Genomic DNA, 24441 nt, shown 5'->3' on the forward strand with positions numbered 1-24441 from the left:
TGTTCTGGCCATGGTGCATGGTCACCGGGTTCGGACCGGTGACCATGCAGGCTGGCCGGGCAAGTGTTCACGATGTTCTGAGACATAAACTGTTCACGATGTCCTGGGCTGGGACAGCCGGTTCTAAGTGGCCGCAACACTCACGAGGCGGGCGGGCTGGGTCGTTACTGGCAGGCTTCGCAGTCCGGGTCGTCGATGCGGCAGGCGGCGCCGTCGACGGTGGCGAAGTCCATGTCCTCGAGCACCGCCATCGGCTTCGGCTCGGCCTTGACGGCGGGAGTCGCGGGGACGACGGCGACCGGCGGGGTCACCGGAACCGCGGGCACGGCGGCGGCCGGTGACGGCGCGATCGCGGGGGCCGGAGCCGACGCAGCCGACGTGGCCGTGGCGGTGTTGGCCGAGACGGCGTTGAGCTTGCCGTCGGTGCCGCGCAGGGTGGACTTCTCCACGTGCGTCGCGGACTGGGCCCGTAGGTAGTACGTGGTCTTCAGGCCCTTGTGCCACGCGTAGCGGTACAGCTCGTCGAGCTTGCGTCCGCTCGGCGCCGCGATGTACAGGTTCAGCGACTGCGCCTGGTCGATCCACTTCTGCCGGACCGAGCCCGCGTCGACGATCCACTTGCTCTCGATCTCGAAAGCCGTGGCGTACAACGCCTTCAGGTCCTCGGGGACCCGGTCGATCTGGCCGAGGCTGCCGTCGAAGTACTTGAGGTCGGAGACCATGACCTCGTCCCACAGGCCGCGTTCCTTGAGGCTGGCGACCAGGTGCGGGTTGATCACGGTGAAGTCGCCGGACATGTTCGACTTCACGAACAGGTTCTGGAACAGGGGCTCGATGGACTGCCCGACCCCGCTGATGTTGGAGATCGTCGCCGTCGGCGCGATCGCCATCACGTTGGAGTTGCGCATCCCCACGGTCTTGACGCGCTCACGCAGCGGCGCCCAGTCCAAAGTGGACGAGGTATCGATGTCGAGGCCGTCGCCCTGGCGGGCGTCGATGAGCAGCTGCAGCGAGTCGATCGGCAGGATTCCCTTGCTCCACAGCGAGCCCTCGAACGTCTGGTACTGCCCGCGCTCGGCGGCGAGGTCGGTCGAGGCCGAGATCGCGTAGTAGCTGACGTGTTCCATGCTGACGTCGGCGAACTTGACGGCGTCGGCGGAAGCGAACGGCACGCCGATCTCGAACAGCGCGTCCTGGAAGCCCATGATGCCCAGGCCGATCGGACGGTGACGCAGGTTGGAGCGACGGGCCTCGGGGATCGTGTAGAAGTTGATGTCGATCACGTTGTCGAGCATGCGGACCGCGGTGCGCACGGTCTTCTCGAGCAGCGCGGTGTCCAGGCCCTCGGACGTGACGTGCTTGAGCAGGTTCACCGAACCGAGGTTGCAGACCGCGACCTCGTCGACGCTGGTGTTCAGCGTGATCTCGGTGCACAGGTTGGACGAGTGCACGACGCCGATGTGCTGCTGCGGCGAGCGCAGGTTGCACGGGTCCTTGAAGGTGATCCACGGGTGGCCGGTCTCGAACACCATGGTCAGCATGCGGCGCCACAACTCGACGGCGCGGACCGTGCGGAAGACCTTCATCTCGCCGCGCGCGGCCATCGCTTCGTACTCGGCGTACCGGGCCGAGAACTCGTTGCCGTAGAGGTCGTGCAGGTCGGGGGCCTCGTTCGGGGAGAACAGGGTCCAGTCCGCGTCGGCCTCGACCCGGCGGAGGAACTCGTCGGGCACCCAGTTCGCGGTGTTCATGTCGTGCGTGCGGCGGCGATCGTCGCCGGTGTTCTTGCGCAGGTCGAGGAACTCCTCGATGTCCACGTGCCAGGTCTCGAGGTACGCGCAGGCGGCGCCCTTGCGCTTGCCGCCCTGGTTGACGGCGACGGCGGTGTCGTTGGCGATCTTGAGGAACGGCACGACGCCCTGGGACTGGCCGTTGGTGCCCTTGATGTGCGCGCCGAGGCCGCGGACCGGGGTCCAGTCGTTTCCAAGGCCGCCGGAGTACTTCGCCAGCAGCGCGTTGTTCTTGTACGCCTGGAAGATCGAGTCGAGATCGTCGTCGACCGTGGTCAGGAAGCACGAGGACAGCTGCGGGCGCGTGGTGCCCGAGTTGAACAGCGTCGGGGTGGACGCCATGAAGTGGAAGCTCGACAGGAGTTCGTAGAACTCGATCGCGCGGGCTTCCTTGTCGTCCTCGCGGATCGCCAGGCCCATCGCGACGCGCATGAAGAACGCCTGCGGCAGCTCGAATCGGACGCCGTCGTGGTGCTGGAAGTACCGGTCGTACAGCGTCTGCAGGCCGAGGAAGCCGAAGTCCTGGTCGCGCTCGGGCTTGATCGCGGCGGTGATCTTGTCCAGGTCGAACGCGTTCAGTTCGGCGTTGACCAGCTCGAGCTCGATCGCGCGCTTGAGGTAGGCGCGGAAGTACTTGGGGTAACCGGCGGTCATCTCCTGCTGGCTGGCCAGGGTCGGCTTGCCGGTGAGCATGGTCAGCGCCTCGCCGCGGAGCTTGTCCAGCAGCAGCCGTGCACTGACGTAGGAGTAGTTCGGCTCCTGCTCGACGAGCACGCGGGCGGCCATGATCTGGGCCAGCGCCAGCTCGTCGGCGCTGATGCCGTCGTAGAGGTTGCGCTTGGCCTCGGCCAGCACCGGTACGGCGGAGACGTCCTCGAGACCGTCCACGGCCTCACCGACGACGTGCGACACGCGGGCCCAGTCGAGCGGCTGGAGCGTGCCGTCGGCGATCCGGACCTTGATCGCGACGTCGGAGTGGACCGGCTCGGCCGACTTGCGGGCCTTGGAGCGCTCTTCGCGGTAGAGGACGTACGCGCGGGCGACCTTGTGGTGCTCGCCGCGCATGAGCGCCAGTTCGACGATGTCCTGGATCTGCTCGATGTGCAGCGCGGTCTCGGGGCCGGCGTGGCGCAGCAGCGAGGCCTCGACCTGTTCGGTCAGCTCGGCGACGACGTGGTGGATGCGGGAGGACGCGGCGGCGTCGTCGCCCTCGACCGCGAGGAACGCCTTCGTCAGGGCAACCGAGATCTTGCCGGAGTCGAAGGGCGAGGAGCTGCCGTCGCGCCGGATGACTCTCACGGACACGCCCGCCGAATCCGCGGAGGGTGGGCGCTGACTGGTTTCCACTGACATAGATGTCTCCAAAAAGGGCGCGTCGAATCGGCACACCGTCTATCAGGACGGGATGCTGCGGTACTTCCAGGTGGTGCCTTCAAGGTCTGCCGGCCTGGGGCTGGGGCCCGATTGCGTGCTGAGGAGCGGTCTCCCGTCGCTCCTGCGCTGCCGGTTCCAAGAGACTACATGTAGGGGTCGGAGTCTGCACGTGCCCCAATGGGTGGCGTGTCGCTGTGATGTGCTGGGCTCACCCAGCCGGGTTAGGTGGTCACGGAACGCGCCCGCCGAGGGCGGTTTAAAGGCGTACTTGAGGGAGTCCACGAGGTGGAACGCGTCCTCTAAATAGCAGCCCGGCGCACCGACGGGTGAGAGCGCGACGGGGAGTGGGTTTCTCCGCCGAACTTGATCTCGAAGTCGCGGAGGATCATGCTCGCCACCGGCCTGCGGCCGGCCAGATAACCGAGCGGACCGTCCGGGTTGATGTTCCAGTTCGCCGACGCGAGATGCGGTCGCGCCTTCGCGCGGACCGGGCTGCGTCGGGGCCGGCCGCCCAGAGTCTGGACGACGTCGAAGGCGGCCGGGGCCGCAAGGGGGACGCCGACGCGGCGGGTGAACGCGGCGGTGGCGTTCCAGTCGTCCTCGGTGCTCGCGGACGCGGTGAACGTGCGGCCTTCGTGGAACGGCAGCGTCGCGAGGTCCTTCGGGATGCCCCACAGGGCGCGTCCGCCGGCGAGCGAGACCTTGCTGTCGACCCAGATCTCGGTGATCGAGGCGGCGGCCCGCCTGCCGCGGACGGCGACGGTCGACAGCAGCTCGTGGTAGGTCAGCTGCCCGGGCTTCCGGTAGTCGATCCAGGCGGTGACGACCACGGCTTTGCCGCCGAGGACGACCGGCTCGGCACCCTCGGGCAGCGCGGGCAGATCGGGGAGCGGGACCCGCCACGTCGAGACGTACGCCTGGCCGGCGAGGTTCCAAGGCTCGGGCGGGTAATCGGTCACTGTTCTTTCCAGGGCAGGAACTTCGGCAGGTCGGTGTCGACGCGCATCTTGAACTCCGGCGGCCGCTTCTGGAGGAACGACATGACCCCCTCGGCGGCGTCCGGGTTGATCGGCAAGCTCCCGATCAGGCGGGAGTCGAGGTCGTGGACCTCGAACGGTGACGGCGCGCTCGCCATGCGGTAGAGCAGCTGGCGGGTGACCGCAACCGAGACCGGCGCGGTGCTCGCGATGAGTTCGCGGGCGAGTTCGTAGGCCTTGGCGAGCAGGTCCTCGCGCGGGTACAGGTGGTGGACCAGGCCTTTGGCCAGCGCTTCCTCGGCGCCGAACACGCGGCCGCTGATCATCCAGTCCGTCGCCGTGCCCATGCCGACCAGGCGCGGCAGGAACCAGGCGGACGCGCCCTCGGGATAGATGCCGCGGCGGACGAACACGAACCCGAACTTCGCGTCGTCCGAGGCGAGCCGGTAGTCGCAGGAGAGAGTGATGGTGATGCCGCCGCCGACGGCCGCGCCCTGGATCGCCGCGATGACCGGCTTGTCCATCGTGAAGATGCGCTTGGACGCCCGCCCGGCCGGCTCCTGCCAGCCCTCGGGTGAGCCGTTCTCGACGTCGAAGTCGAACCCGCCGCCGGACAGGTCGGCGCCGACGCAGAAGTCCTTGCCGTTCGCGGCGAGGACCACGACGCGGACGTCCTCGTCGAGGTCCGCCCGGTTCACGGCGTCGCCGAGCTCGTCCGACATGCGCACGGTGTAGCCGTTGCGGGCGGCGGGTCGGTTCAGGGTGATCGTCGCGATGCGATCGGCCACCTCGTAGGTGATGTCGGCGTAGTCCACTCCGCCACGCTAGCCACCCCACCCGCTACTGGCAAGGTGTCAATAGTGCAGGTGGGGCGAAGCCCCCTCGGGGCCACCCTTGTGGCGTTAGAAGCCACAAGGGTGGCCCCGAGGGGTCCTGGAGCCGCACGTCCAAAAACAAGCATGCGCGCTTGATTTTTAGTGGGAGCGGTGCGAGGGTGGAGGGGACGCGAGGAGGCGGGCTGTGGCTGATCTTGGTGCGATCCTGGGGGATCTCGCGACGGAGACCCAGGTGATCGACGACGTGGTGGCGGCGCTCCCGGCGTCGGGCTGGGCTCGCGCGACGCCGGCGGAGGGCTGGACGATCGCGCATCAGATCGCGCACCTGGCCTGGACAGACCGGAAGTCGCTGGTCGCGGCTTCTCGACCGGAAGACTTCCCCGGCGAGGTCGAGAAGGCGCTCAGCGTCGGTGCGGACTTCGTCGACCAGGGTGCGGCCGAGGGCGCCGACAAGGCGCCCCGCGAGTTGCTCGCCGAGTGGCGTGAGGGCAGGACGGACCTCGTCGTCGCGCTGGCCGCCGTGCCGGACGGCCAGAAGCTGCCTTGGTACGGCCCGCCGATGAGCGCGGCGTCCATGGCGACAGCGCGGATGATGGAGACCTGGGCCCACGGGCAGGACATCTTCGACGCGCTGGGCCAGGAACGTGTGCCGACGGCCCGGCTCTGGCACATCGCCCGCTTCGGTACCCGCACCCGGGACTTCGCCTTCAAACTCAACTCGCTGGCCCCGCCCGTCGACGAATTCCGCGTCGAACTGACCGCGCCGGACGGCTCCACCTGGGCGTTCGGGCCCGAGGATGCCGAGCAGCGGGTCACCGGCAGCGCACTGGACTTCTGCCTCGTCGTGACGCAGCGCCGCCATCCGGACGACACGGACCTCGTCGCCACCGGCGAAGGCGCGCGGGAGTGGCTCGGCATCGCCCAGGCGTTCGCCGGGATGCCCGGCGCCGGCCGGAAAGCGGGCCAGTTCTCGTGACCGGTCCGCTGCGCGTCGGAAACGCGTCAGGGTTCTACGGTGACCGGTTTTCGGCGGTCCGCGAGATGCTCACCGACGGTCCGCTGGACGTGCTGACCGGTGACTATCTTGCCGAGTTGACCATGTTGATCCTCGGCCGCGACCGGATGAAGGACCCGAACCGCGGCTATGCCAAGACGTTCCTCCGCCAGATGGAGGAGAACCTCGGTCTGGCCAAGGAAAAAGGCGTCAAGATCGTCAGCAACGCCGGTGGGCTCAACCCGGCGGCGCTGGCCGAGGCGTTGCGTGAGCTGGCCGCGAAGCTGGGGTTGGACATCGCCGTCGCGCATGTCGAAGGTGACGATCTGGTCGCTCGCGCGGGCGAGCTGAAGCTCGGGAAACCGTTGACGGCGAACGCCTATCTCGGTGCGTGGGGCATTGTGGACTGTCTGAACGCCGGTGCGGACGTGGTCGTCACGGGTCGGGTCACCGACGCTTCGGTCATCGTCGGGCCGGCCGCCGCGCACTTCGGCTGGGCTCGCGACGACTACGACGCGCTGGCCGGCGCGGTCGCTGCCGGGCACGTCATCGAATGCGGCGCGCAGGCCACCGGCGGCAACTATGCATTCTTCGCCGAACACGAACTCGGCGTGCCCGGTTTCCCGATCGCGGAGATTCACGGCGACGGGTCGAGTGTGATCACCAAGCACGAAGGCACCGGCGGCGTGGTCAACGTCGGCACGGTCACCGCGCAACTGCTCTACGAGATCACCGGCGCCCGGTATGCCGGCCCGGACGTGACTACCCGTTTCGACACCATGGAACTTGCGCCGGAGGGCCCGGACCGCGTCCGGATCAGCGGCGCGCACGGCGAGCCGCCGCCTCCGACGTTGAAGGTGTGCCTCAACAGCCTCGGTGGTTTCCGCAACGAGACGACGTTCGTCCTCACTGGACTGGACATCGAGAAGAAGGCCGAACTCGTGCAGTCGCAGCTCGAGCTGGCGTTGAAGGCGAACCCGCCCGCGGAACTCAAGTGGACACTCGCCAGGACCGACCACCCTGACGCCAACACGCAGCAGCGCGCGAGCGCGCTGCTGCACTGTGCGGTCAAGGACGCCGACGCGAACGTGGCCGGCCGCGCCTTCAGCGGCGCGGCGATCGAGCTCGCGCTGGCGAGCTATCCCGGCTTCCATGTCACCGCACCACCGTCGAACGCTTCACCGTACGGCGTCTACACGGCGTCCTTTGTGGATGCGAAAGAGGTTCCGCACGTCGCGGTTCGCCCGGACGGGACGCGTGTCGACATAGTGCCGATCGTCGAGACGCTGCAGTTGTCCGATGTGGACGATCCGGAGCTGCCGCCTCGGCCGACGTCCGGGCCGACGCGACGCGTGCCGCTGGGCACGATCGTCGGTGCCCGCAGTGGAGACAAGGGCGGCAATGCGAACCTCGGCGTCTGGGTGCGGTCGCGCGAGGCGTGGGACTGGCTCTGCCACCGGCTGACGGTCGCCGAGTTCCGGTTGCTGCTGCCCGAAACCGCGGACCTGCCGGTGCGGCGCTACCTGCTGCCGAACCTGCTCGCGATGAACTTCGTGGTCGAGGGGCTGCTGGGTGAAGGGGTCGCGTCCCAGGCGCGGTTCGACCCGCAGGCCAAAGCCCTCGGCGAGTGGTTGCGCGGGCGCGAGATCGACATCCCGGAGGCGCTCCTGTGACCGATCCCTTCAGCACGCCGGAACGGGTCGCGCTGCGCAAGACCGTCCGCCGGTTCACCGAAACCGAGATCCTGCCGTACCTCGACGAGTGGGAGCGCGCCGGAGAACTGCCTCGCGAACTGCATCGCAAGGCTGGTGACCTCGGCCTGCTCGGCGTCGCGTTCCCGGAGAGCGCGGGTGGCGGCGGAGGTGACTATGTCGACGCGCTGACCATCACCGAGGAAATGCACTACGCGGGCGGTTCCGGCGGGCTCACGGCGTCGTTGTTCACCTGCGGGATCGCCGTGCCGCACCTGGTCGGCGCCGGGGATCCGGTGCAGATCGAGCGCTGGGTGCGGCCGACGCTGGCCGGCGACAAGATCGGGTCGCTGGCGATCACCGAGCCGGACGGCGGTTCCGACGTCGCCGGGATCCGCACCACGGCCCGCCGTGAAGGTGACGAGTACGTCATCAACGGCGCCAAGACCTTTATTACTTCGGGCTGCCGCGCCGACTTCGTCACCACGGCCGTGCGGACGGGCGGTCCGGGCGCCCACGGGATCTCGCTGATCGTCGTCGAACGCGGTACGCCCGGTTTCACGGTGACGCGCAAGCTGGAGAAGATGGGCTGGCTCTGCTCGGACACTGCCGAACTGTCGTATGTGGATGTACGGGTGCCGGTGGAGAACCTCGTCGGCGCCGAGGACAGCGGGTTCGTGCAGATCGCCACGCAGTTCGTCACTGAACGGCTTTCCATGGCAGTAGAGGGTTACGCGCACGCCCAGCGCGCCCTCGACCTGACGCTGGATTGGTGCCGGCTGCGGGAGACGTTCGGGCGTCCGCTGATCTCGCGTCAGCTCGTGCAGCACAAGCTCGTCGAGATGGCCAGGAAGATCGACGTCGTCAGGACCTACACCAGGCAGATCGCGCTGCGGCACGTCGCCGGTGAAGAGGTGATCGTCGAAGCCTGCTTCGCGAAGAACACCGCGGTCGAAACGGCAGAGTGGGTGGTCAACGAGGCCGTGCAGCTGCACGGCGGGATCGGCTACCTGCGGGAGTCCGAAGTGGAACGCCACTACCGCGATGTCCGGATCCTGGGCATCGGCGGCGGAACCAACGAGATCCTCGCCGGGCTGGCCGCGAAGCGATTGGGATACACGTCATGACCACGATCAGGTCCACAGTGGATGTCGAAGGCACGGATTTCGCCGAAAACCGCGAGTCGATGCTAGAGAAGCTCTCCGCGCTGGAAACCGAGCACGGCAAGGCGATCGCAGGCGGCGGTGAGAAGTACGTCGAGCGCCATCGCAAACGCGGCAAGCTCATGGCCAGGGAACGCATCGAGCTGCTGATCGACGAGGATTCGCCGTTCCTCGAACTTTCGCCGCTTGCCGCCTGGGGTTCGGCCTACCACGTCGGTGCCAGCGTCATCACCGGGATCGGGGTGGTCGAAGGCGTCGAATGCATGATCGCCGCGAGCGACCCGACGGTGAAGGGTGGCGCGAGCAACCCGTGGACCACCAAGAAGTCCTTCCGGGCCGCGGACATCGCCGCGCAGAACCGGCTGCCGATGATCAACCTCGTCGAGTCCGGCGGCGCGGACCTGCCGACGCAGAAGGAGATCTTCATCCCGGGCGGGCGCGTGTTCCGCGACCTTACGAGGTCTTCCGCGGCCAAGGTGCCGACCGTCGCGCTGGTGTTCGGGAACTCGACGGCCGGCGGCGCGTACCTGCCGGGCATGTCGGACTACGTCGTCATGGTCAAGGAACGCGCGAAGGTGTTCCTCGGCGGACCGCCGCTGGTGAAGATGGCCACCGGTGAGGAGTCCGACGACGAGTCGCTTGGCGGCGCGGAGATGCACGCGCGGACATCCGGGCTCGCCGACTACCTGGCCGTCGACGAGCAGGACGCGATCCGCCTCGGCCGGAGCATTGTCCGGCGGCTGAACTGGCGCAAACACGGCTCCGCGCCCGTCGCCGGCTACGCCGAGCCGGTGTTCGACGAAGAGGACTTACTGGGCATCGTGCCCGGCGACCTCAAGATCCCGTTCGACCCGCGTGAGGTCGTCGCGCGCGTGGTCGACGGCTCGGACTTCGACGAGTTCAAGCCGCTCTACGGTTCCAGCCTGGCGACCGGATGGGCGTCGATCCACGGCTACCCCGTCGGCATCCTGGCGAACGCGCGCGGTGTCCTCTTCGGACAGGAAGCGCAGAAGGCCGCGCAATTCATCCAGCTGGCCAACCAGACCGACACCCCGCTGCTGTTCCTCCACAACACCACCGGCTACATGGTCGGCAAGGAGTACGAGCAGAGCGGCATCATCAAGCACGGCGCGATGATGATCAACGCGGTGTCCAACTCGAAGGTGCCGCACATCTCGGTGCTGATGGGCGCGTCCTACGGCGCCGGGCACTACGGCATGTGCGGGCGGGCGTACGACCCGCGGTTCCTGTTCGCCTGGCCGAGCGCGAAGTCCGCGGTGATGGGACCGGCCCAGCTGGCCGGTGTGCTGTCCATTGTGGCTCGTCAGGCCGCCGCGAGCCGGGGGCAGGACTACAGCGAAGAGAACGACGCGGCCATGCGCTCGATGGTCGAGGCGCAGATCGAAGCGGAGTCGATGCCGATGTTCCTGTCCGGGATGCTCTACGACGACGGGATCATCGATCCCCGCGACACCCGCACCGTGCTCGGGCTCAGCCTGTCCGCCATCCACAACGGACCAGTGAAGGGCGCCGAAGGTTTCGGCGTCTTCCGGATGTAGGGGCGACACCAGTGATCACCAACTTGCTCGTCGCCAACCGGGGCGAAATCGCGCGCCGGGTGTTCCGCTCGTGCCGTGACGCCGGGATCGGCACGGTCGCGGTGTTCTCCGACGCCGACATCGATTCGCCGCACGTCTACGAGGCCGACGCCGGCGTGCGGCTGCCCGGCAACGCGCCTTCGGAGACCTACCTGCGCACCGAGCTACTCGTCAAAGCCGCGGTTACGACCGGAGCGGACGCCGTGCATCCGGGTTACGGCTTCCTGTCCGAGAACGCCGCGTTCGCGCGTGCCGTGCTCGACGCCGGGCTCGTGTGGGTCGGCCCGCCGCCCGAAGCGATCGACACCATGGGGTCGAAGGTCGAGTCGAAACGGCTGATGTCGGCGGCCGGGGTACCGGTACTGTCCGAACTGGACCCGGCCGAGGTCACCGAGGACGATCTCCCGTTGCTGGTCAAGGCTTCCGCGGGTGGGGGCGGTCGCGGCATGCGGATCGTCCGGCACGTCGGTGAACTCGCCGAAGCCATCGAAGGCGCCCGTGCCGAAGCCGGGTCCGCCTTCGGCGACCCGACCGTGTTCTGCGAGCGGTACCTCGAAACAGGACGGCATATCGAGGTCCAGGTGATGGCCGACCGGCACGGGACGGTGTGGGCACTCGGGGAGCGGGAATGCTCCATCCAACGCAGGCACCAGAAGGTCATCGAAGAGGCACCGTCACCGCTGGTGGATCCGGCGATGCGCGAAGAGCTGTTCGAAGCCGCACGTAAAGCGGCCAAGGCGATCGACTACGTCGGCGCGGGCACGGTCGAGTTCCTTGCCGGGCCGGACGGCCGGTTCTACTTCCTCGAGATGAACACGCGCCTGCAGGTCGAGCATCCGGTGACGGAGTGCACCACCGGGTTGGATCTGGTCGCGTTGCAGCTTCGGGTCGCCGACGGCGGACGGCTCCCGCTCGATCCACCGGAGTCGACCGCGCACGCGATCGAGGTCCGGCTCTACGCGGAGGATCCCGCCGCGGGATGGCAGCCGCAGAGCGGGACGTTGCACCGGTTCGAGGTCCCCGGAGTCGACGCGGAGTTCGAGATTCCGGCGAAGTTCGGGTTGCGCCTGGACTCCGGGGTGATCAGCGGATCGGTTGTCGGCGTGCACTACGACCCGATGCTGGCGAAGGTCATCGCGTGGGCGCCGGATCGTGCCGAAGCCGCTCGACGTCTCGCCACCGCGCTGGCGGGCGCGAAGATCCACGGCGTGGTCACCAACCGGGACCTCCTGGTGAACGTGTTGCGGCACGACGCTTTCCTGGCTGGCGAGACGGACACCGCCTTTTTTGACAGGCATGGTCTCGACACCTTGTCGCGGCCGTTGGCGAATGACGAGGCGACACGGCTTTCGGCGCTCGCGGCGGCTCTCTCCGATGCGGCAGCCAATCGTGAGTCGGCGAAGACGCAGTCGCGCTTGCCGAGTGGCTGGCGCAACGTACCGTCGGCTCCACAACGTAAGCGGTACTCGGCGGGTGGGGTGGAATACGAAGTCGCCTACCGGCTGGGCAGGTCCGGGTTGGTCGCCGAGGGACACTCCGATGTGGACCTTGTCGAAGCCCGGCCCGGAACCGTGGTACTCGACGTCGCAGGTGTCCGGCGGACGTTCGGTGTCGGCCGGTACGAAGGACTGTCGTGTGTGGACTCGGCGTTGGGCTCGGTCGCGTTCGTCGCCGAACCTCGCTACGCCGATCCCGACGCCGCGCTCGCGGCGGGCTCACTGGTCGCGCCGATGCCGGGCACGGTCGTGCGGGTCGCGGTGTCCGATGGGGACACCGTCGCCGCCGGGGACCCGTTGCTGTGGCTGGAAGCGATGAAGATGGAACACAAGATCTCGGCGCCGACAGGCGGAGTGGTCTCCGAGCTGGTGGCCGTGGGCAAGCAAGTCGACCTGGGCACGATTCTGGCTGTGGTGAAGGAGCAGGAGTGACGACGAACTTCCAGGAGTCGCAGGAGCGGGCCGATCTGCGCACGGCGGTCGCGGCCCTCGGCGCCAAATACGGCCACGATTACTACCTCAAGCAGGCGCGGTCCGGCGGCAAGACCAACGAGCTGTGGGACGAGGCCGGACGGCTGGGCTACCTCGGTGTTTCGGTGCCGGAGGAGTTCGGCGGCGGTGGCGGCGGGATCGGCGACCTCGCGGCGGTGTGCGAGGAGCTGGCCGCGGCCGGGACGCCGTTGCTGCTGATGGTGGTGTCCCCGGCCATCTGTGCCACGGTCATCGCGCGGTTCGGCACCGGCGAACAGAAGCAGCAGTGGCTGCCGGGCTTCGCCGGAGGCGAGGTGCGGATGTCCTTCGCCATCACCGAACCGGACGCCGGCTCGAACTCCCACCGCATCACCACGACCGCCGCCCACGACGGCGACGGCTGGGTCCTCAACGGACGCAAGGTGTACATCTCCGGAGTGGATGAAGCCGACGCGGTTCTTGTCGTCAGCCGGATGGCGGACGCGAAGACGGGCAAGCTCAAGCCGGCGCTGTTCATCGTCCCGACCGGCACCCCGGGCTTCGAGTACCGCCAGATCGACATGGACATGGTGTCGGCCGACAAGCAGTTCGGCCTGTTCCTCGACGACGTCAAGCTGCCGCGCGAGGCGCTTGTCGGTTCCGAGGACGCTGCGATCGCGCAGCTGTTCGCCGGGCTGAACCCCGAACGCATCATGGGCGCGTCGTTCTCCTGCGGGATCGCCCGATACGCGCTGGACAAGGGCGTGGCTTACGCGAAAGAGCGCAACGTCTGGGGCACGCCGATCGGGGCGCACCAAGGTCTCGCGCACCCGCTCGCGCAGATCAAGATCGAATTGGAACTGGCGAAGCTGATGACCCAAAAGGCCGCCGCGCTCTACGACTCCGGGGACGACTTCGGCTCGGGTGAGGCGGCCAACATGGCCAAGTACGCGGCCGCGGAGGCGGCGATCCGCGCGGTGGACCAGTCCGTGCAGGTCCATGGCGGCAACGGGCTGGCGTCGGAGTACGGCCTCGGCACATTGCTTTCGGCCGTCCGGCTCGGCCGCATCGCCCCGGTGAGCCGGGAGATGGTGCTGAACTTCGTCGGCCAGCACAGCCTCGGCCTGCCCAAGTCCTACTGAAAGCCTCACCGAACCAGGAGCGCACGTGTCGAATCTTGCAGGGAAGACGATCATCATGTCCGGCGGCAGCCGCGGGATCGGCGAGGCGATCGCGATCCGAGCCGCCAGGGACGGCGCGAACATCGCGCTGCTCGCGAAGACGACCGAGCCGCACCCGAAGCTTCCGGGCACCCTCTACACCGCCGCGAAGGCGATCGAGGACGCCGGCGGCCACGCGCTGCCGATCGTGGGCGACGTCCGTGACGACGAGGGTGTCGCGGCGGCCGTCGCGCAGACCGTGGAGCAGTTCGGCGGGATCGACATCGTGGTGAACAACGCGAGCGCCATCGATCTCACCCCGACCGACTCGGTGAGCATGAAGCGTTACGACCTCATGCAGGACATCAACGCGCGCGGTTCGTTCCTGCTGTCGAAGACGGCGATCCCGCACCTCCGAAAGTCGTCGAACGGCCACGTGCTGACGCTGTCGCCGCCGATCAGCCTCGACCCGAAGTGGTTCGCCGCCGGGCACCTCGCGTACAGCATCGCGAAGTACTCGATGAGCCTGGTGACCGTCGGTCTGGCGGCTGAGCTGCGCAAGGACGGAGTCGCGGCGAACTCGCTGTGGCCGCGGACGACCATCGACACCGCCGCGATCCGCAACGTCGTCGGCGCGGAGCTGGCCGACCGCTCGCGGACGCCGGAGATCATGGCCGACGCCGCGTACGTGATTCTCACGAAGTCGAGCCGGGCCGTCTCGGGGAACTTCTTCATCGACGACGAGGTGCTCGCGGCCGAGGGCGTCACCGACTTCGCCAAGTACCGGATCGGCGGCACGGAAGAGGACCTCCAGCTGGACTTCTGGGTGGAGCCCTGAGCGGGGCGATCCGGGAGCCCCAGCAGGAGCGCAGCCGGACCACGCGGCGGCGTCTGGTCGAGGCCGCGGTCGAGTGCATTGCCGAGCTCGGCTGGTACGGGACGACGGTCGCGGTGATCGCCGAGCGGGCCGGGGTTTCTCGCGGCGCCGCGCAGCACCATTTCCCGACCAGGGAGGACCTGGTGGCCGCGGCAGTGGAACATGTCGGCGAGGTGCAGATCGTCGAGCTTCGTCGGCGGGCGGGGGAGCTACCCACGGGTGAGTCGCGCACCGAGCGCGTGGTCGACATGGTGCTCAACCTGTACGCGGGACCGCTGTTCCGCGCGGCGTTGCACCTGTGGGTCGCGGCGTCGACCGACGAGGCGCTGCGGCGGACGCTGGTACCGCTGGAGGCGCGGGTCGGACGCGAGGCGCACCGCGTCGCGGTCGAGCTGCTCGACGTCGACGAGTCGCACCCGGGCGTCCGGGAGATGGTTCAGGCCACGCTGGATCTTGCCCGCGGGCTCGGCCTGGCGAACCTGCTGACCGACGACACGAAACGGCGTCAGCAGATCGCTCGGCAGTGGATCCAGGTCCTCGGACCGGCCGTCGGCGAAAAATGACCACTCACCGCTACGGATACTGATGGGTCTAGACAACATCTGAGAGATCGTTAACACTTTTGGAGCAGCGGGCGATAACCCGGTGTAAGTGTTTTGGGGTTTCTGGCGAGAGGTAGTCCGGTGTCCGGTTCCAGTGTCGAGCTTTCCCATCGAGCCATGGCGATGCTTCGGGCGGTGGCTTCCCACCGCGCGCAGATGTCGTGCAGCTGCGAGCCCGACCTGTTCATCGACGGCTTCGCCTGCTGTGACCAGATGACCGCACACCAGCTCGCCACCGCCGGCTACATCCGCCCCGCGGATCTGACCGTGGCCACCGGCCGTGTCCCCGCCGAGCTCACCGAAGCCGGCTTCGCAGCCCTCGCCATCACGGCCACCACCGCCGCCTGAGTGCACTCGGCGCACACCTGCGTGCGCCCTGCGCGCACTCGCATGCGCTTCGCGTCCGCCTAGCGGGCACTTTTCCACTTTTGTGCCCTCGTTGCACGCGCCGATTATTGCGCACGCGCCCTACCCCGCAAAAGCGCAAAAGTGGGAGCCCAGGCCTCCGCAACTCGACGGCGACTTGCGATCGTTGCAAGCCCTAAGTACCGCAACTCGCCGTCGAGTTGCGATGGCTAGGGTGGGGGCGTGACTACCGATCCTCGCCAGGCAAGGTTCGGCGTGTCGGTCGTGTTCGCCGTCTGCGGCGCCGCGTTCGCGACCTGGGCCGCGCGGATTCCCGCGGTGCAGGAGAAGCTCGGACTGAGCGCGGGACAGCTCGCGATCGGCCTGTTCGGGCTCGCGGCGGGCGCGGTGATCGCGCTGCTGGGCGCGGGAGGTTTCATCACCAAGGTCGGCAGCCGGGTCGGTGTCGTCGTGGGTGCCACGGTCCTCTGCGCCGGGCTTCCGCTGGTCGCCTTCGCCCCAGGGTTGCCGTGGTTCGTGGCGGCGCTGGTCGTCCTCGGCTTCGGCAACAGCCTGCTCGACGTGTCGATGAACGCCCACGCCGCACGGGTGGAGAGCGAGTACGGTCGCCCGATCTTCGCCGGGTTCCACGCCTTCTGGAACGTCGGCGGGCTCGCCGGCTCGGGCCTGGGTGCGTTGATGGCCATGTGGCGCGTCCCGCTGGAACTGCACTTCTCGGCGACGGCTGTCGTGCTCTTCCTGGCCGGGATCTGGGCGGTGACCACGCGTTTCCTCTCCGGCGCCGAGCAGGGTCAGGGCGAAACCGCGTTCGCCCTGCCGAGCCGCGTCCTGCTACCGCTCGGGTTGGTCGCCTTCTGCGGATTCTTCGCCGAAGGGACGGTGAACGACTGGAGCGCGGTGTACCTCACGAACGTCTCCGAGGCTTCCGCCGCGTTCGCCTCGCTCGGCTACTTCGCCTTCTCCATCACGATGATCGTCGTTCGCCTGGGTGCCGACCGGATCGTGCTCCGCACCGGGGCCGTGCTGTTCATGCGGGTCGCCACCGTCATCACCGTCGGTGGTTTCGCGCTGCTGGTCGCCGTGCCTGTCCCGGCCGTGGGCATCGCCGCGTTCGCCGTGATCGGACTCGGGGTCTCGGGCATCGTGCCGCTGGCGTGGAGCGCGGCCGGGCGCAAGCAGCCGGACTCGCCTGGCAAGGCCATCGCGGCCGTCGCCGCCTGCGGTTACCTGGGCTTCCTGGTCGGCCCGGTCATCATCGGGGCGCTGAAGAACCTCGTCGGACTGCATCTGGCCCTGGCCGCCGCCGGGCTGCTCACGGCCTCGATCTACTTCGTCGCGCCCGCTATGCGCGTCTCACGAGGCTCGCTCGTCGATCAGGTCGAGCAGCGTTCGTAACGCCCGGCTGGGCGGCCGATCCGCGAGCGTCACGATGGTGAACGGCCAGACCAGCGCCAGCTCGGCGATCGGCACCGTGACCGCGCCCTGATGCCGCAGGCCGCCGACGTCGGGGATCACCGCGACACCCAGGCCCTCCCCGACGTAGTTCGGCACCGTGCTCAGGTCAGCCACCTCGATGCTGACGCGGCGGGGTGCGTCGAGCAGCTCGAACGCGCGGTCGATGGCCATGCGGTTGCTGAACCCCGGCGGGGCGTCGACGAACCGTTCCCCGGCCAAGTCCGCCAGCGTCACGGTTTCGGCGTCCGCCAGCCGGTGACCGAGCGGGACGACAGCGATGTAGGGCACGGTGCCCAGCCGCCGCGACCGCAACCCGGACAGCTCCGGCTCGGACGCGCCGACCAGCGCGACGTCGAGCCTGCCGTGCCGGACGTCCTCGGCGAGGCCCGTCGACCCGGTCGGGGACACCGAAACGGCGATCTCCACCAGCGGGTATCGCTGGTGGAACGCGCCGAGCAGGCCCGGCAGGTCGAGTACGCCGACGCTGGACATCGTGCCGAAGCGGATGCTGCCGCGCAGTCCCTCGGACGCTTCCTGGACCACCGATCTCGCGCGGTCGAACGCTTCGAGCGCGGCCTTCGCCTCGGGCAGGAAAGCGCTGCCGGCCGCGGAGAGCGCCACTCGCCGGGTCGACCGGTCGAACAGCGACGTCTTCAGTTCGGCTTCGAGCGACTTGACCGCGGCGGACACGGTGGATTGCACGGCGAACAGCCGTCGCGCGGCGCGGGTGAAGCTCAGCTCCTCGGCCACCGCGACGAAGTATTCGAGCTGACGCGTCTCCATCGGTCAATTATCGCCTATCTCGATAAATAGCACCATTATCTTTCGTTGGACTTGATGCATAGCCGGGGCGATGGTGGAGTCATGACACACACCACCGCACTCCGTCCCGTTGCTCCCTCAGCACGTCCCGACCGCCTGCGGGTCGGCCACGGTGGCGGCTTCTGGGTCGTCGCTGCCGCGTTCGGGATTTCACTCGCGTTTTCGACCATGCCAACCCCGCTCTACGGGCTCTACCAGCAGCGCGACGGCTTTCCCACGCCGGTGATCACGGTCGTTTTCGCCGCGTACGCCGTCGGCGTCGTCGCCAGCCTCTACCTCGTCGGGCACGTCAGCGACTGGTTCGGACGCCGCCCGGTCATCCTCTTGGCCTTACTCGCCGAAGCGCTCGCCGCGGTCGGGTTCCTGACCTGGCCCGATCTACCGGGGTTGCTGCTCGCCCGGCTGATCAGCGGGATCGGAATCGGCGCTGTCACCGCGACGGCCACCGCGCACCTGTCCGAGCTGCGGCTGGTTTCCCGGCCCGGCGAGGATGTCGCCCATTCCGGGCTGATCGCGACGGTGGTCAACCTCGGTGGGCTTTCGCTCGGCCCGCTCGTCAGCGGTCTGCTGACGGCGTACGTGGGGAGGCCGCTGACCACGCCGTTCGTCGTGTTCCTGGTGCTGCTGCTGGTGAGCGCCATCGCCATCACGTTGGTCCCGGAAACCGTTGTCCGGCTTGAGGAACGTCCGGCCTACCGGCCGCAGCGCGTGTCGCTGCCTGCTGCCGCCCGGCCCGCTTTCGTGGGCGCTGCCCTCGGCGCGTTCGCGGCGATGGCCCTCAGCGGGCTGTACATGGCGCTGGCACCGACGTTGCTCGGACAGCTCCTGCACGAGTCGTCCCGGTTGGTCGGCGGGCTCACGACGTTCTCGTTGCTCGCCGCCGGCGCCTTGGCCCAGCTGGTGTTCGCGTCGAAGTCGACGCGGTCGCAGTTGCGGATCGGGTTGACCCTGATCTCGGTCGGGCTGGTCGCCATTCCGGCCGCCGCGCTGGCCGGCAGCCTGTGGTTCTTCCTGGTCGGCGGGATCCTCGCCGGTGCCGGGCTCGGCCTGAACTTCCGGGCGTCGGTCGCGACGGCCGCGTCCCTGGCCGAAGCACCGCAACGTGGTGAAGTGCTCGCCGCGCTGTTCCTCGCCGCTTACGTCGGGCTCGCGATCCCGGCGGTCCTCATCGGGCTCGCCCTGATCTGGGAGCCGAGCTGGGCGGTGCTGGTGGCGTTCGCGGCGATCGAGCTGGTGCTGGTGCTCTGGGCAGGCCGCCGCACCCTCGCCGCTACCGTTCCTGCTTGATCACCTTCATCGTCAGGTGGGAGTCGACGCGGGCCAGGCCAGGGGTGTCTTCGAGCTTCGTGGTCACGAAGGTCTCGAAACTGGTCAGGTCCGCGGTGGCGATCCGCAGGAAGTAGTCGGGCAGCCCGAACATGCGGCGGAACTCGATCACCTCGTCGTAGGTCGCCACGTGGGCTTCGAAGCTCTCGACGGTCGCCCGGTCCTTGACAGCGAGGTCGACGTTGACGATCACTTCGAACGCCCGGCCGTCCGCCTCGGGGTCGACGCTCGCGTGGTAGCCGGTGATCACGCCGTCTTGCTCGAGGCGCCGGACCCGGCGCAGGCAGGGTGCCGGGGTGAGGCCGACCCGATCGGCCAACTCGGTGTTGGCGATCCGGGCGTCACGGCGTAACTGCTCGATTATTGCGCGATCTACTCGATCCATGCGGCTAATAGTGCTCAAACCTGACCAGCCAGGGCAATAGTCGCAATCGTGTGACGCGGGTTCTGCCCTAGCGTTGCGTCCATGACCAGTACTCACCGCTGTACCGACTTCAGGGTGTCCTTGGCGGAGACCCTCCCGGTTGGGGTCGGGATGTTCCCGCTGGGGATCACTTTTGGGCTGCTGGTGGTGCAGTCCGGGCTGGCGTGGTGGTGGACACCGATCTTCAGCGGCCTGATCTACGCAGGTTCGCTGGAGTTCCTGCTCGTCGGCTTGGTGGTCGTGGTGACGCCGTTGCCGTCGCTGGCGCTCACCACACTGCTGGTCAACTCCAGACATCTGTTCTACGGCCTGTCGTTCCCGTTGCATCGCGTTCGCGGCAGGCTCGCCAAGGCGTACGCGATGTTCGCGCTCATCGACGAGGCCTACGCACTCACTGCCGCCCGTGCCGCCGATTCCCTTTCCAGCAAGCGCATCCTGTGGACACAGGCCTTTCTGCAGTCCTACTGGGTCGGTGGCGGGCTTGCCGGCGCGGTGGTCGGAGGTTGGCTCCCCAGCCCGATCCGGGGTCTGGACTTCGCGCTGATCGCGCTGTTCACCGTGCTGGCACTGGAAACCTGCCGAAAAGGGCAGGACCTCCCCGGCCCGGTACTGGCCGTCGGCTGCGCGGTGGTGGCGCGGCTGGTCGTTCCCGATGCCACGCTGGTCGTCGCGATGGCGCTGTACGTGCTCGGGCTGCTCGCGCGATACCGGTTCACCGACCGCGCCGGAGCCGACGGAGCCGTTGATGCCTAGCAACGGGTACGTCGCCGCCGCGGTGGTGCTCGTCGCGTCGATCACCTTCGCCTTGCGCGCGTTGCCGTTCGCCCTCCTCGGCCCGCTCCGGTCGTCTCGGCTGGCGGCGTTCCTCGCTCGGCACATGCCGGCTGGGATCATGGTGATCCTGGTCGTGTACCTGCTGCGGCCGGTGACGGTTTTCCGTGCGCCCTACGGGATTCCCGAAGCGCTCGGGCTCACCGTGACGATCGGTTTGCACCTGTGGCGGCGCAGTGGTGTGCTCAGCATCCTCGGCGGCACCGCCTGTTACGTCGTCCTCGTGAACTGCGTGCCGGCCTTCTCCGGATGATCCGGGACCGGTCCCGAATCTCGTGTCCTACGATCGGGCGATGATCGAACGTCGTCTTGCCGGGGTCGTCGTCGCGGTGGTGGCCGCGGGCATGCTCGCCGGGTGCACGGAGAGTGTGGGTGGGTCGCCGTCGGCCACCACGGTCCCCACCGTCGCGACCACGCCGTCGTCGAAGGCGGACTCGCCGAAGCCGCACGTCGTCATCTTCACGATCACCGGTGACGGTCCGGTACCGGAGTTGACGTATCTGGACCACGGCAAGTCGGTCACCGAACATGACATCAAACTGCCATGGACGAAGACGGTGCTGGTTCCCGCAGGTCAGGGCACCCAGAAGTGGGACCTGGACATCCCGCACAGTGGGTCCTCCGCAGCTAACGTGACCGTGGACGGGCAGCCGATGGGCGGCAGTTCAGGCTCGGGTTCCGGAGGTGGGCCCGACCTGCACCTGAGCGGTTGGATCGACGGGTGAGTACCGGCGCTGACCTGGCGCGACTTCGCACCGAAGGTCGATACCGGGCGTGATCCGCTATCGTTACTTCAGGTGACGGTCCGGGTGTAGTCAGGTCACGCCGAGGGGAGCTTGGGTGGACGTCGGCCAGCTGATCTCCGGCCGCTACCGGCTCGTCGAGCAGATCGGTTCAGGCGGCATGGGCGTCGTTTGGCGCGCCCATGACGAGAAGCTCGACCAGACGGTGGCGCTCAAACAAGCCCAGTTGAACAGCCCCACGGCCCAGCGGCGGCTTCGCCGGGAAGCGCGGATCGCGGCCGGGATCACCCATCCGAACGTCGTCACGTTCCTCGGTGTGGTCGACGGCGAGGGCGGCGAGCTCTGGCTCGTGATGGAGTACGTGCCCTCACGCAGCCTGTCCGAGCTGCTCGACGGCGGGCAAACGCTGTCCGTGCGGCAGGTCCGCGCGATCGGCAGGCAGCTCGCCGGCGCGCTGGAGGCGTTGCACGCGCAGGGAATCATGCACCGCGACGTCAAACCGGGCAACGTGCTGATCACCGAATCCGGCCTGGTGAAGCTCACCGATTTCGGTATCTCACGGTCGGTGGCCGGTGACGAGACGGCGACCGAGACGGTCGGCGCCGGCGGGACCCCCGGATACCTGGCGCCGGAGATCGCGAACGGCGGTGAGCCCACCCCGGCATCCGACGTCTTCTCGTTGGGAGCCACGCTCTTCGCCGGCATCGAGGGTGGGTCACCGTTCGGCGGCGACAACCCGTACGTCATGTTGCGCCGGGCCGCGGCCGCCGAGATAGCCAGCTCGAAACGCGCCGAAGAACTGACCCCGGTGCTCGCTTCGCTGATGCGGCCGGAACCGGCCGAGCGGCCTACCGCGGCCGGGGCGCGCGAGCTGCTCGAAGCCGCCATGCCGGGTACGGACGAGGACACCGTCCCAGTGGCGTCGCTGGTCCCGCGTCGACGTCGACGCCGCGGGATCCTCGCCGCGGCCACCGTCATGGTGGCGGTGATCGTCGTGGCGGTGGTGCTGGTCATCGTCGTGCCTGAACGGGCCGCGACGAAGACCGCGGCCCCACCACCCTCTCCGCAGTCGGCGACCTCGGCGGCCGTCGTGCCTTCGAAAGCCGACCTGAGCACGGCCGACGTCCGCGCGGCCGATCCCTGCGGCCTCGTCGACCCCTCCGCGTACTCGACGCTCGGAGATTCCGCGGTGGACCCGGCGTACGGCAACTTCGACCGCTGCGACGTAGTGATCCAGCGGCCCGGCGGTCAGACGGTCGACGCCATGGTGGAGTGGGTGCTGCCGCCGGCTTCGGGTGGGCCGCCGCAGGGCCAGCCGGTCAAGTCGTCCGGGTTCGACGTCGTCCGGGCCCCGGCCGCGGACCGCCAATGCGACCGGACGCTCCTGCTGCCGAAGAACTACCAGCTCGCGATCACCGTAAAAGTGGACGCCAAGGACACCGTCGACCTGTGCCCGATCGCCGATACGATGACCGCGGGCGCGTCGAAAATGCTGGCCGCTACGGGCATTCCGCGTCGAACCGCACCGTTCGCCGCTGATTCACTGGCCAGGATGAACGCGTGTGCCCTGCTCGACACACCCAGCCTGAGCAAGATGTCCAAAGTGGACTCGCCGAAGGTCTCGCCAGGGTTCGGGAACTGGGCCTGCAAATGGGACAGCACCGACTCGGACAACTCCGTGTTCGTGGTGTTCGACCAGGGGCAGCCGCCGACGACCCAAGACGACGGCCGGGAGGTGAAACTGTCGGGGCACAGCGCCTTTGTGCTGACCGACGACTACGCCTCGAACACCTGCCAGGCCAGGGTGGTCGACCGCTCGTTCACCAACGGCAACGGCGACCAGGTGGCGGAGACGGCGCTGGTGGTCGTCTATGGCAAGGGGCCGTCCAGCGGGTTGTGCGGCCCGGCCACGCAGTTGGCCGGTGTGGTGGCGGCCAAGCTGCCGCGGACGTGACGGGAAGAACCGGGAGGAACGGCGTGCAGCAGAGCAGAGTGGACGATGGCGGCCGTGCCCTTCCGCCGTCCCACGGCAGCCTCGCCTTCGGGGTGCCGCCGTCGGCGCCCGGCACGATCTACGTACTGGGTATCGCCGGCGGCTTCGTGGTGGCGCCGAGGGAGGGCCGGACCATCCTGTTCGGACGCAACCGGCCCGACGTGCACGTGTGTGTCGGCGAGGACGACCGCAAGGTCAGCCGGGTGCACGGCATCGTGATCCGGCGTGAGGGCCGCTGGTGGATGCGCACCACCGGGAAACGCCCGATCCGGCTGCCCGGCTCGATGGAGCTGCACCCCGAGTCCGAGCCGGTGCCGCTCGCGGAGGGCTACACGGCGGTGTTCGTGCGCGGTTCCGGGCAACGGGAACACCTGCTGGAGTTCTACGTCGCCGGGTCGGACGGGCAGCGTCCGGTGTTGCGGACCTACGACGAAACCGATCCGCCGCAGGTCTGGCGGCTCAGCCCCGACGAGCGGCTCGCGCTCGTCGCGCTGGCGCAGCGCTACCTGCTGCAGGAGTCGTATCCGCAGCCGCTGACCTGGCGCCAGGTCGCCCACCAGCTCTCCGAGCTCCAGCCGGACGGGCGGTGGACGGTGAAGCGGGTCGAGCACGTCGTCGTGCCCGTACGCGCCCGGCTTTCCCGCGCCGGCGTGTCCGGCCTGATGCGGGAGGAGGTGGGCGAGCCGGTGGGCAACACCTTGAACGACAACCTGATCCGCGAACTGATGCTGTCGAACTCGTTGGTACCGCCCGATCTCGCCCTCCTCGACCGCCCCGACGAGGGCTGATCCGCGCTTTCGGATGCGGGCACGTCGCAGTGTCGTCAGTGAAGCAGTGCCGTCAGTGAAGGTGCGCGGCCAGGCCGTCTAGGACGTAGCCGAGGCCCTGGGTGAAGGTGATGTCCGCGGCGAGCTGGGTCGAATCGGTCATGGCGCGGCCGAGCATCGGGTAGCGGCCGGTGGCGATCATCCGGGCCATGTACGGCGCCATCGAAACCTCGCGTGGAAGCTCGCCGCCGTGCGGACGGGCGCTGCCGGCCCCGACCTCCTGGCCAGCTACGACGCCGAGCGGCGTCCGGTGGCCTGGCTCTGTCATGAGCAGCTGTTCGCCCGGAACGACGGGCACGCCCAGGGTGCTGCCGCCGCAGACGTGGCGATCATCGGCAACGTCGCGATGTCAGTCGGCCATCTGCACCGCTCGTCGGCGGTGCTGGGGGCAGGGGAGGATCTGCCGCAGGCGCGGCGGCCGAGCGAGTGGGGCGGCCGGTCCGGCACCCGCGCGCCGCACCTTTGGCTGCCCGGTGCCGATTTGTCTACATTGGACTGGTTCGGCCCGGTGGGGCGGCATTGGTCCGGCCGGACGGGATCATCGCGTGGCGGACCTCGGCCGTGCCGGAAGACCCGCGGTCCGTGCTGGCCGACGTGCTGGCGCAGCTGGTGTCCCGGCCGGCACTCGTGTCCGCGTGACGGCGTC

The 24441-nt window shown here is 68.5% G+C and carries 23 protein-coding genes; 17 read left to right on the plus strand and 6 right to left on the minus strand.

What is annotated here, in order from left to right:
- Window positions 1-164 precede the first annotated feature (164 nt).
- The 3 genes from JWQ81_RS26690 to JWQ81_RS26700 all read right to left on the minus strand — a co-directional run bounded on the left by JWQ81_RS26690 (window position 165) and on the right by JWQ81_RS26700 (window position 4956).
- On the minus strand, window positions 165-3143 hold the full coding sequence (locus JWQ81_RS26690; RefSeq protein ID WP_297545702.1) for a ribonucleoside-diphosphate reductase subunit alpha: 2979 nt from the start codon (window positions 3141-3143) through the stop codon (window positions 165-167).
- A gap of 320 nt (window positions 3144-3463) precedes the next feature.
- Window positions 3464-4123 carry an acetoacetate decarboxylase family protein gene (locus tag JWQ81_RS26695; protein ID WP_297545703.1) on the minus strand — a complete coding sequence of 220 codons (660 nt, stop codon included), beginning with the start codon at window positions 4121-4123 and terminating at the stop codon, window positions 3464-3466.
- On the minus strand, window positions 4120-4956 hold the full coding sequence (locus tag JWQ81_RS26700) for an enoyl-CoA hydratase-related protein (RefSeq protein WP_297545705.1): 837 nt from the start codon (window positions 4954-4956) through the stop codon (window positions 4120-4122). Before JWQ81_RS26700 ends, JWQ81_RS26695 begins: the two co-directional genes overlap by 4 nt.
- A 205-nt stretch (window positions 4957-5161) precedes the next feature.
- Between JWQ81_RS26700 and JWQ81_RS26705 the strand changes: the two genes are divergently transcribed.
- From JWQ81_RS26705 to JWQ81_RS26750, 10 genes are all read left to right on the plus strand, one after another.
- Window positions 5162-5953, plus strand: a complete 792-nt coding sequence (locus JWQ81_RS26705; RefSeq protein WP_297545707.1) for a TIGR03084 family metal-binding protein — start codon at window positions 5162-5164, stop codon at window positions 5951-5953.
- The gene (locus tag JWQ81_RS26710) at window positions 5950-7644 is read left to right on the plus strand and encodes an acyclic terpene utilization AtuA family protein (RefSeq protein WP_297545709.1); all 1695 of its coding nucleotides are present in this window, start codon (window positions 5950-5952) and stop codon (window positions 7642-7644) included. Before JWQ81_RS26705 ends, JWQ81_RS26710 begins: the two co-directional genes overlap by 4 nt.
- Window positions 7641-8789 (plus strand): acyl-CoA dehydrogenase family protein, encoded by a 1149-nt coding sequence (locus JWQ81_RS26715; protein ID WP_297545711.1) that lies wholly within the window; start codon window positions 7641-7643, stop codon window positions 8787-8789. Before JWQ81_RS26710 ends, JWQ81_RS26715 begins: the two co-directional genes overlap by 4 nt.
- Window positions 8786-10384 (plus strand): carboxyl transferase domain-containing protein, encoded by a 1599-nt coding sequence (locus tag JWQ81_RS26720; RefSeq protein ID WP_297545712.1) that lies wholly within the window; start codon window positions 8786-8788, stop codon window positions 10382-10384. Before JWQ81_RS26715 ends, JWQ81_RS26720 begins: the two co-directional genes overlap by 4 nt.
- A gap of 11 nt (window positions 10385-10395) precedes the next feature.
- Complete coding sequence (locus tag JWQ81_RS26725; protein WP_297545714.1) at window positions 10396-12351, plus strand: biotin carboxylase N-terminal domain-containing protein; 1956 nt, start codon at window positions 10396-10398, stop codon at window positions 12349-12351.
- On the plus strand, window positions 12348-13511 hold the full coding sequence (locus JWQ81_RS26730; protein WP_297545716.1) for an acyl-CoA dehydrogenase family protein: 1164 nt from the start codon (window positions 12348-12350) through the stop codon (window positions 13509-13511). The genes JWQ81_RS26725 and JWQ81_RS26730 overlap by 4 nt, the downstream gene beginning before the upstream one ends.
- 25 nt (window positions 13512-13536) lie before the next feature.
- Complete coding sequence (locus JWQ81_RS26735) at window positions 13537-14367, plus strand: NAD(P)-dependent oxidoreductase (RefSeq protein WP_297545718.1); 831 nt, start codon at window positions 13537-13539, stop codon at window positions 14365-14367.
- 8 nt (window positions 14368-14375) lie between these two features.
- A complete protein-coding gene (locus tag JWQ81_RS26740) occupies window positions 14376-14969 on the plus strand; it encodes a TetR/AcrR family transcriptional regulator (protein ID WP_297545805.1) in 594 nt (197 codons plus the stop codon).
- 120 nt (window positions 14970-15089) lie between these two features.
- Complete coding sequence (locus JWQ81_RS26745; RefSeq protein WP_297545720.1) at window positions 15090-15356, plus strand: hypothetical protein; 267 nt, start codon at window positions 15090-15092, stop codon at window positions 15354-15356.
- A gap of 240 nt (window positions 15357-15596) precedes the next feature.
- Window positions 15597-16769, plus strand: a complete 1173-nt coding sequence (locus JWQ81_RS26750; protein WP_297545722.1) for an MFS transporter — start codon at window positions 15597-15599, stop codon at window positions 16767-16769.
- Here the strand turns inward: JWQ81_RS26750 and JWQ81_RS26755 are convergent.
- Window positions 16728-17612, minus strand: coding sequence for a LysR family transcriptional regulator (locus tag JWQ81_RS26755; RefSeq protein ID WP_297545724.1), 885 nt, complete (start codon window positions 17610-17612; stop codon window positions 16728-16730). The two genes, JWQ81_RS26750 and JWQ81_RS26755, sit on opposite strands and share 42 nt — an antisense overlap.
- 81 nt (window positions 17613-17693) lie before the next feature.
- Between JWQ81_RS26755 and JWQ81_RS26760 the strand changes: the two genes are divergently transcribed.
- Complete coding sequence (locus tag JWQ81_RS26760) at window positions 17694-18938, plus strand: MFS transporter (RefSeq protein ID WP_297545726.1); 1245 nt, start codon at window positions 17694-17696, stop codon at window positions 18936-18938.
- Here JWQ81_RS26760 and JWQ81_RS26765 read toward each other — a convergent pair.
- A complete protein-coding gene (locus JWQ81_RS26765; RefSeq protein WP_297545728.1) occupies window positions 18922-19362 on the minus strand; it encodes an Lrp/AsnC family transcriptional regulator in 441 nt (146 codons plus the stop codon). The genes JWQ81_RS26760 and JWQ81_RS26765 overlap by 17 nt on opposite strands.
- Before the next feature lie 81 nt (window positions 19363-19443).
- Between JWQ81_RS26765 and JWQ81_RS26770 the strand changes: the two genes are divergently transcribed.
- From JWQ81_RS26770 to JWQ81_RS26790, 5 genes are all read left to right on the plus strand, one after another.
- The gene (locus tag JWQ81_RS26770) at window positions 19444-20154 is read left to right on the plus strand and encodes an AzlC family ABC transporter permease (RefSeq protein ID WP_297545730.1); all 711 of its coding nucleotides are present in this window, start codon (window positions 19444-19446) and stop codon (window positions 20152-20154) included.
- Complete coding sequence (locus JWQ81_RS26775) at window positions 20147-20485, plus strand: AzlD domain-containing protein (RefSeq protein WP_297545731.1); 339 nt, start codon at window positions 20147-20149, stop codon at window positions 20483-20485. The genes JWQ81_RS26770 and JWQ81_RS26775 overlap by 8 nt, the downstream gene beginning before the upstream one ends.
- Window positions 20486-20525: 40 nt before the next feature.
- Window positions 20526-20957 (plus strand): hypothetical protein, encoded by a 432-nt coding sequence (locus tag JWQ81_RS26780; protein WP_297545732.1) that lies wholly within the window; start codon window positions 20526-20528, stop codon window positions 20955-20957.
- 115 nt (window positions 20958-21072) lie between these two features.
- Window positions 21073-22929, plus strand: a complete 1857-nt coding sequence (locus tag JWQ81_RS26785) for a serine/threonine-protein kinase (RefSeq protein ID WP_297545734.1) — start codon at window positions 21073-21075, stop codon at window positions 22927-22929.
- Between the two features lie 23 nt (window positions 22930-22952).
- Entirely contained in the window at window positions 22953-23756 is an 804-nt protein-coding gene (locus JWQ81_RS26790) for an FHA domain-containing protein (RefSeq protein ID WP_297545736.1), read from the plus strand.
- A gap of 52 nt (window positions 23757-23808) precedes the next feature.
- On the opposite strand, the gene JWQ81_RS26795 is transcribed toward JWQ81_RS26790, so the two are convergent.
- Complete coding sequence (locus JWQ81_RS26795) at window positions 23809-23958, minus strand: TetR/AcrR family transcriptional regulator C-terminal domain-containing protein (RefSeq protein ID WP_297545738.1); 150 nt, start codon at window positions 23956-23958, stop codon at window positions 23809-23811.
- Between the two features lie 263 nt (window positions 23959-24221).
- Between JWQ81_RS26795 and JWQ81_RS45105 the strand changes: the two genes are divergently transcribed.
- On the plus strand, window positions 24222-24434 hold the full coding sequence (locus tag JWQ81_RS45105) for a hypothetical protein (RefSeq protein WP_366942340.1): 213 nt from the start codon (window positions 24222-24224) through the stop codon (window positions 24432-24434).
- The last annotated feature ends 7 nt before the right edge of the window (window positions 24435-24441 follow it).

The sequence above is a fragment of the Amycolatopsis sp. genome, assembly GCF_025464955.1.
Taxonomy (GTDB): Bacteria; Actinomycetota; Actinomycetes; order Mycobacteriales; family Pseudonocardiaceae; genus Amycolatopsis.

What these genes read in the sequence shown, in the direction of transcription:
- JWQ81_RS26775 (WP_297545731.1), top strand. Translation starts at nt 20,147, where the DNA reads ATGCCTAGCAACGGGTACGTCGCCGCCGCGGTGGTGCTCGTCGCGTCG.
- JWQ81_RS26720 (WP_297545712.1), top strand. Translation starts at nt 8,786, where the DNA reads ATGACCACGATCAGGTCCACAGTGGATGTCGAAGGCACGGATTTCGCC.
- JWQ81_RS26755 (WP_297545724.1), bottom strand. Translation starts at nt 17,612, where the DNA reads ATGGAGACGCGTCAGCTCGAATACTTCGTCGCGGTGGCCGAGGAGCTG.
- JWQ81_RS26795 (WP_297545738.1), bottom strand. Translation starts at nt 23,958, where the DNA reads ATGGCGCCGTACATGGCCCGGATGATCGCCACCGGCCGCTACCCGATG.
- JWQ81_RS26770 (WP_297545730.1), top strand. Translation starts at nt 19,444, where the DNA reads ATGACCAGTACTCACCGCTGTACCGACTTCAGGGTGTCCTTGGCGGAG.
- JWQ81_RS26780 (WP_297545732.1), top strand. Translation starts at nt 20,526, where the DNA reads ATGATCGAACGTCGTCTTGCCGGGGTCGTCGTCGCGGTGGTGGCCGCG.
- JWQ81_RS26765 (WP_297545728.1), bottom strand. Translation starts at nt 19,362, where the DNA reads ATGGATCGAGTAGATCGCGCAATAATCGAGCAGTTACGCCGTGACGCC.
- JWQ81_RS26760 (WP_297545726.1), top strand. Translation starts at nt 17,694, where the DNA reads ATGACACACACCACCGCACTCCGTCCCGTTGCTCCCTCAGCACGTCCC.
- JWQ81_RS26690 (WP_297545702.1), bottom strand. Translation starts at nt 3,143, where the DNA reads ATGTCAGTGGAAACCAGTCAGCGCCCACCCTCCGCGGATTCGGCGGGC.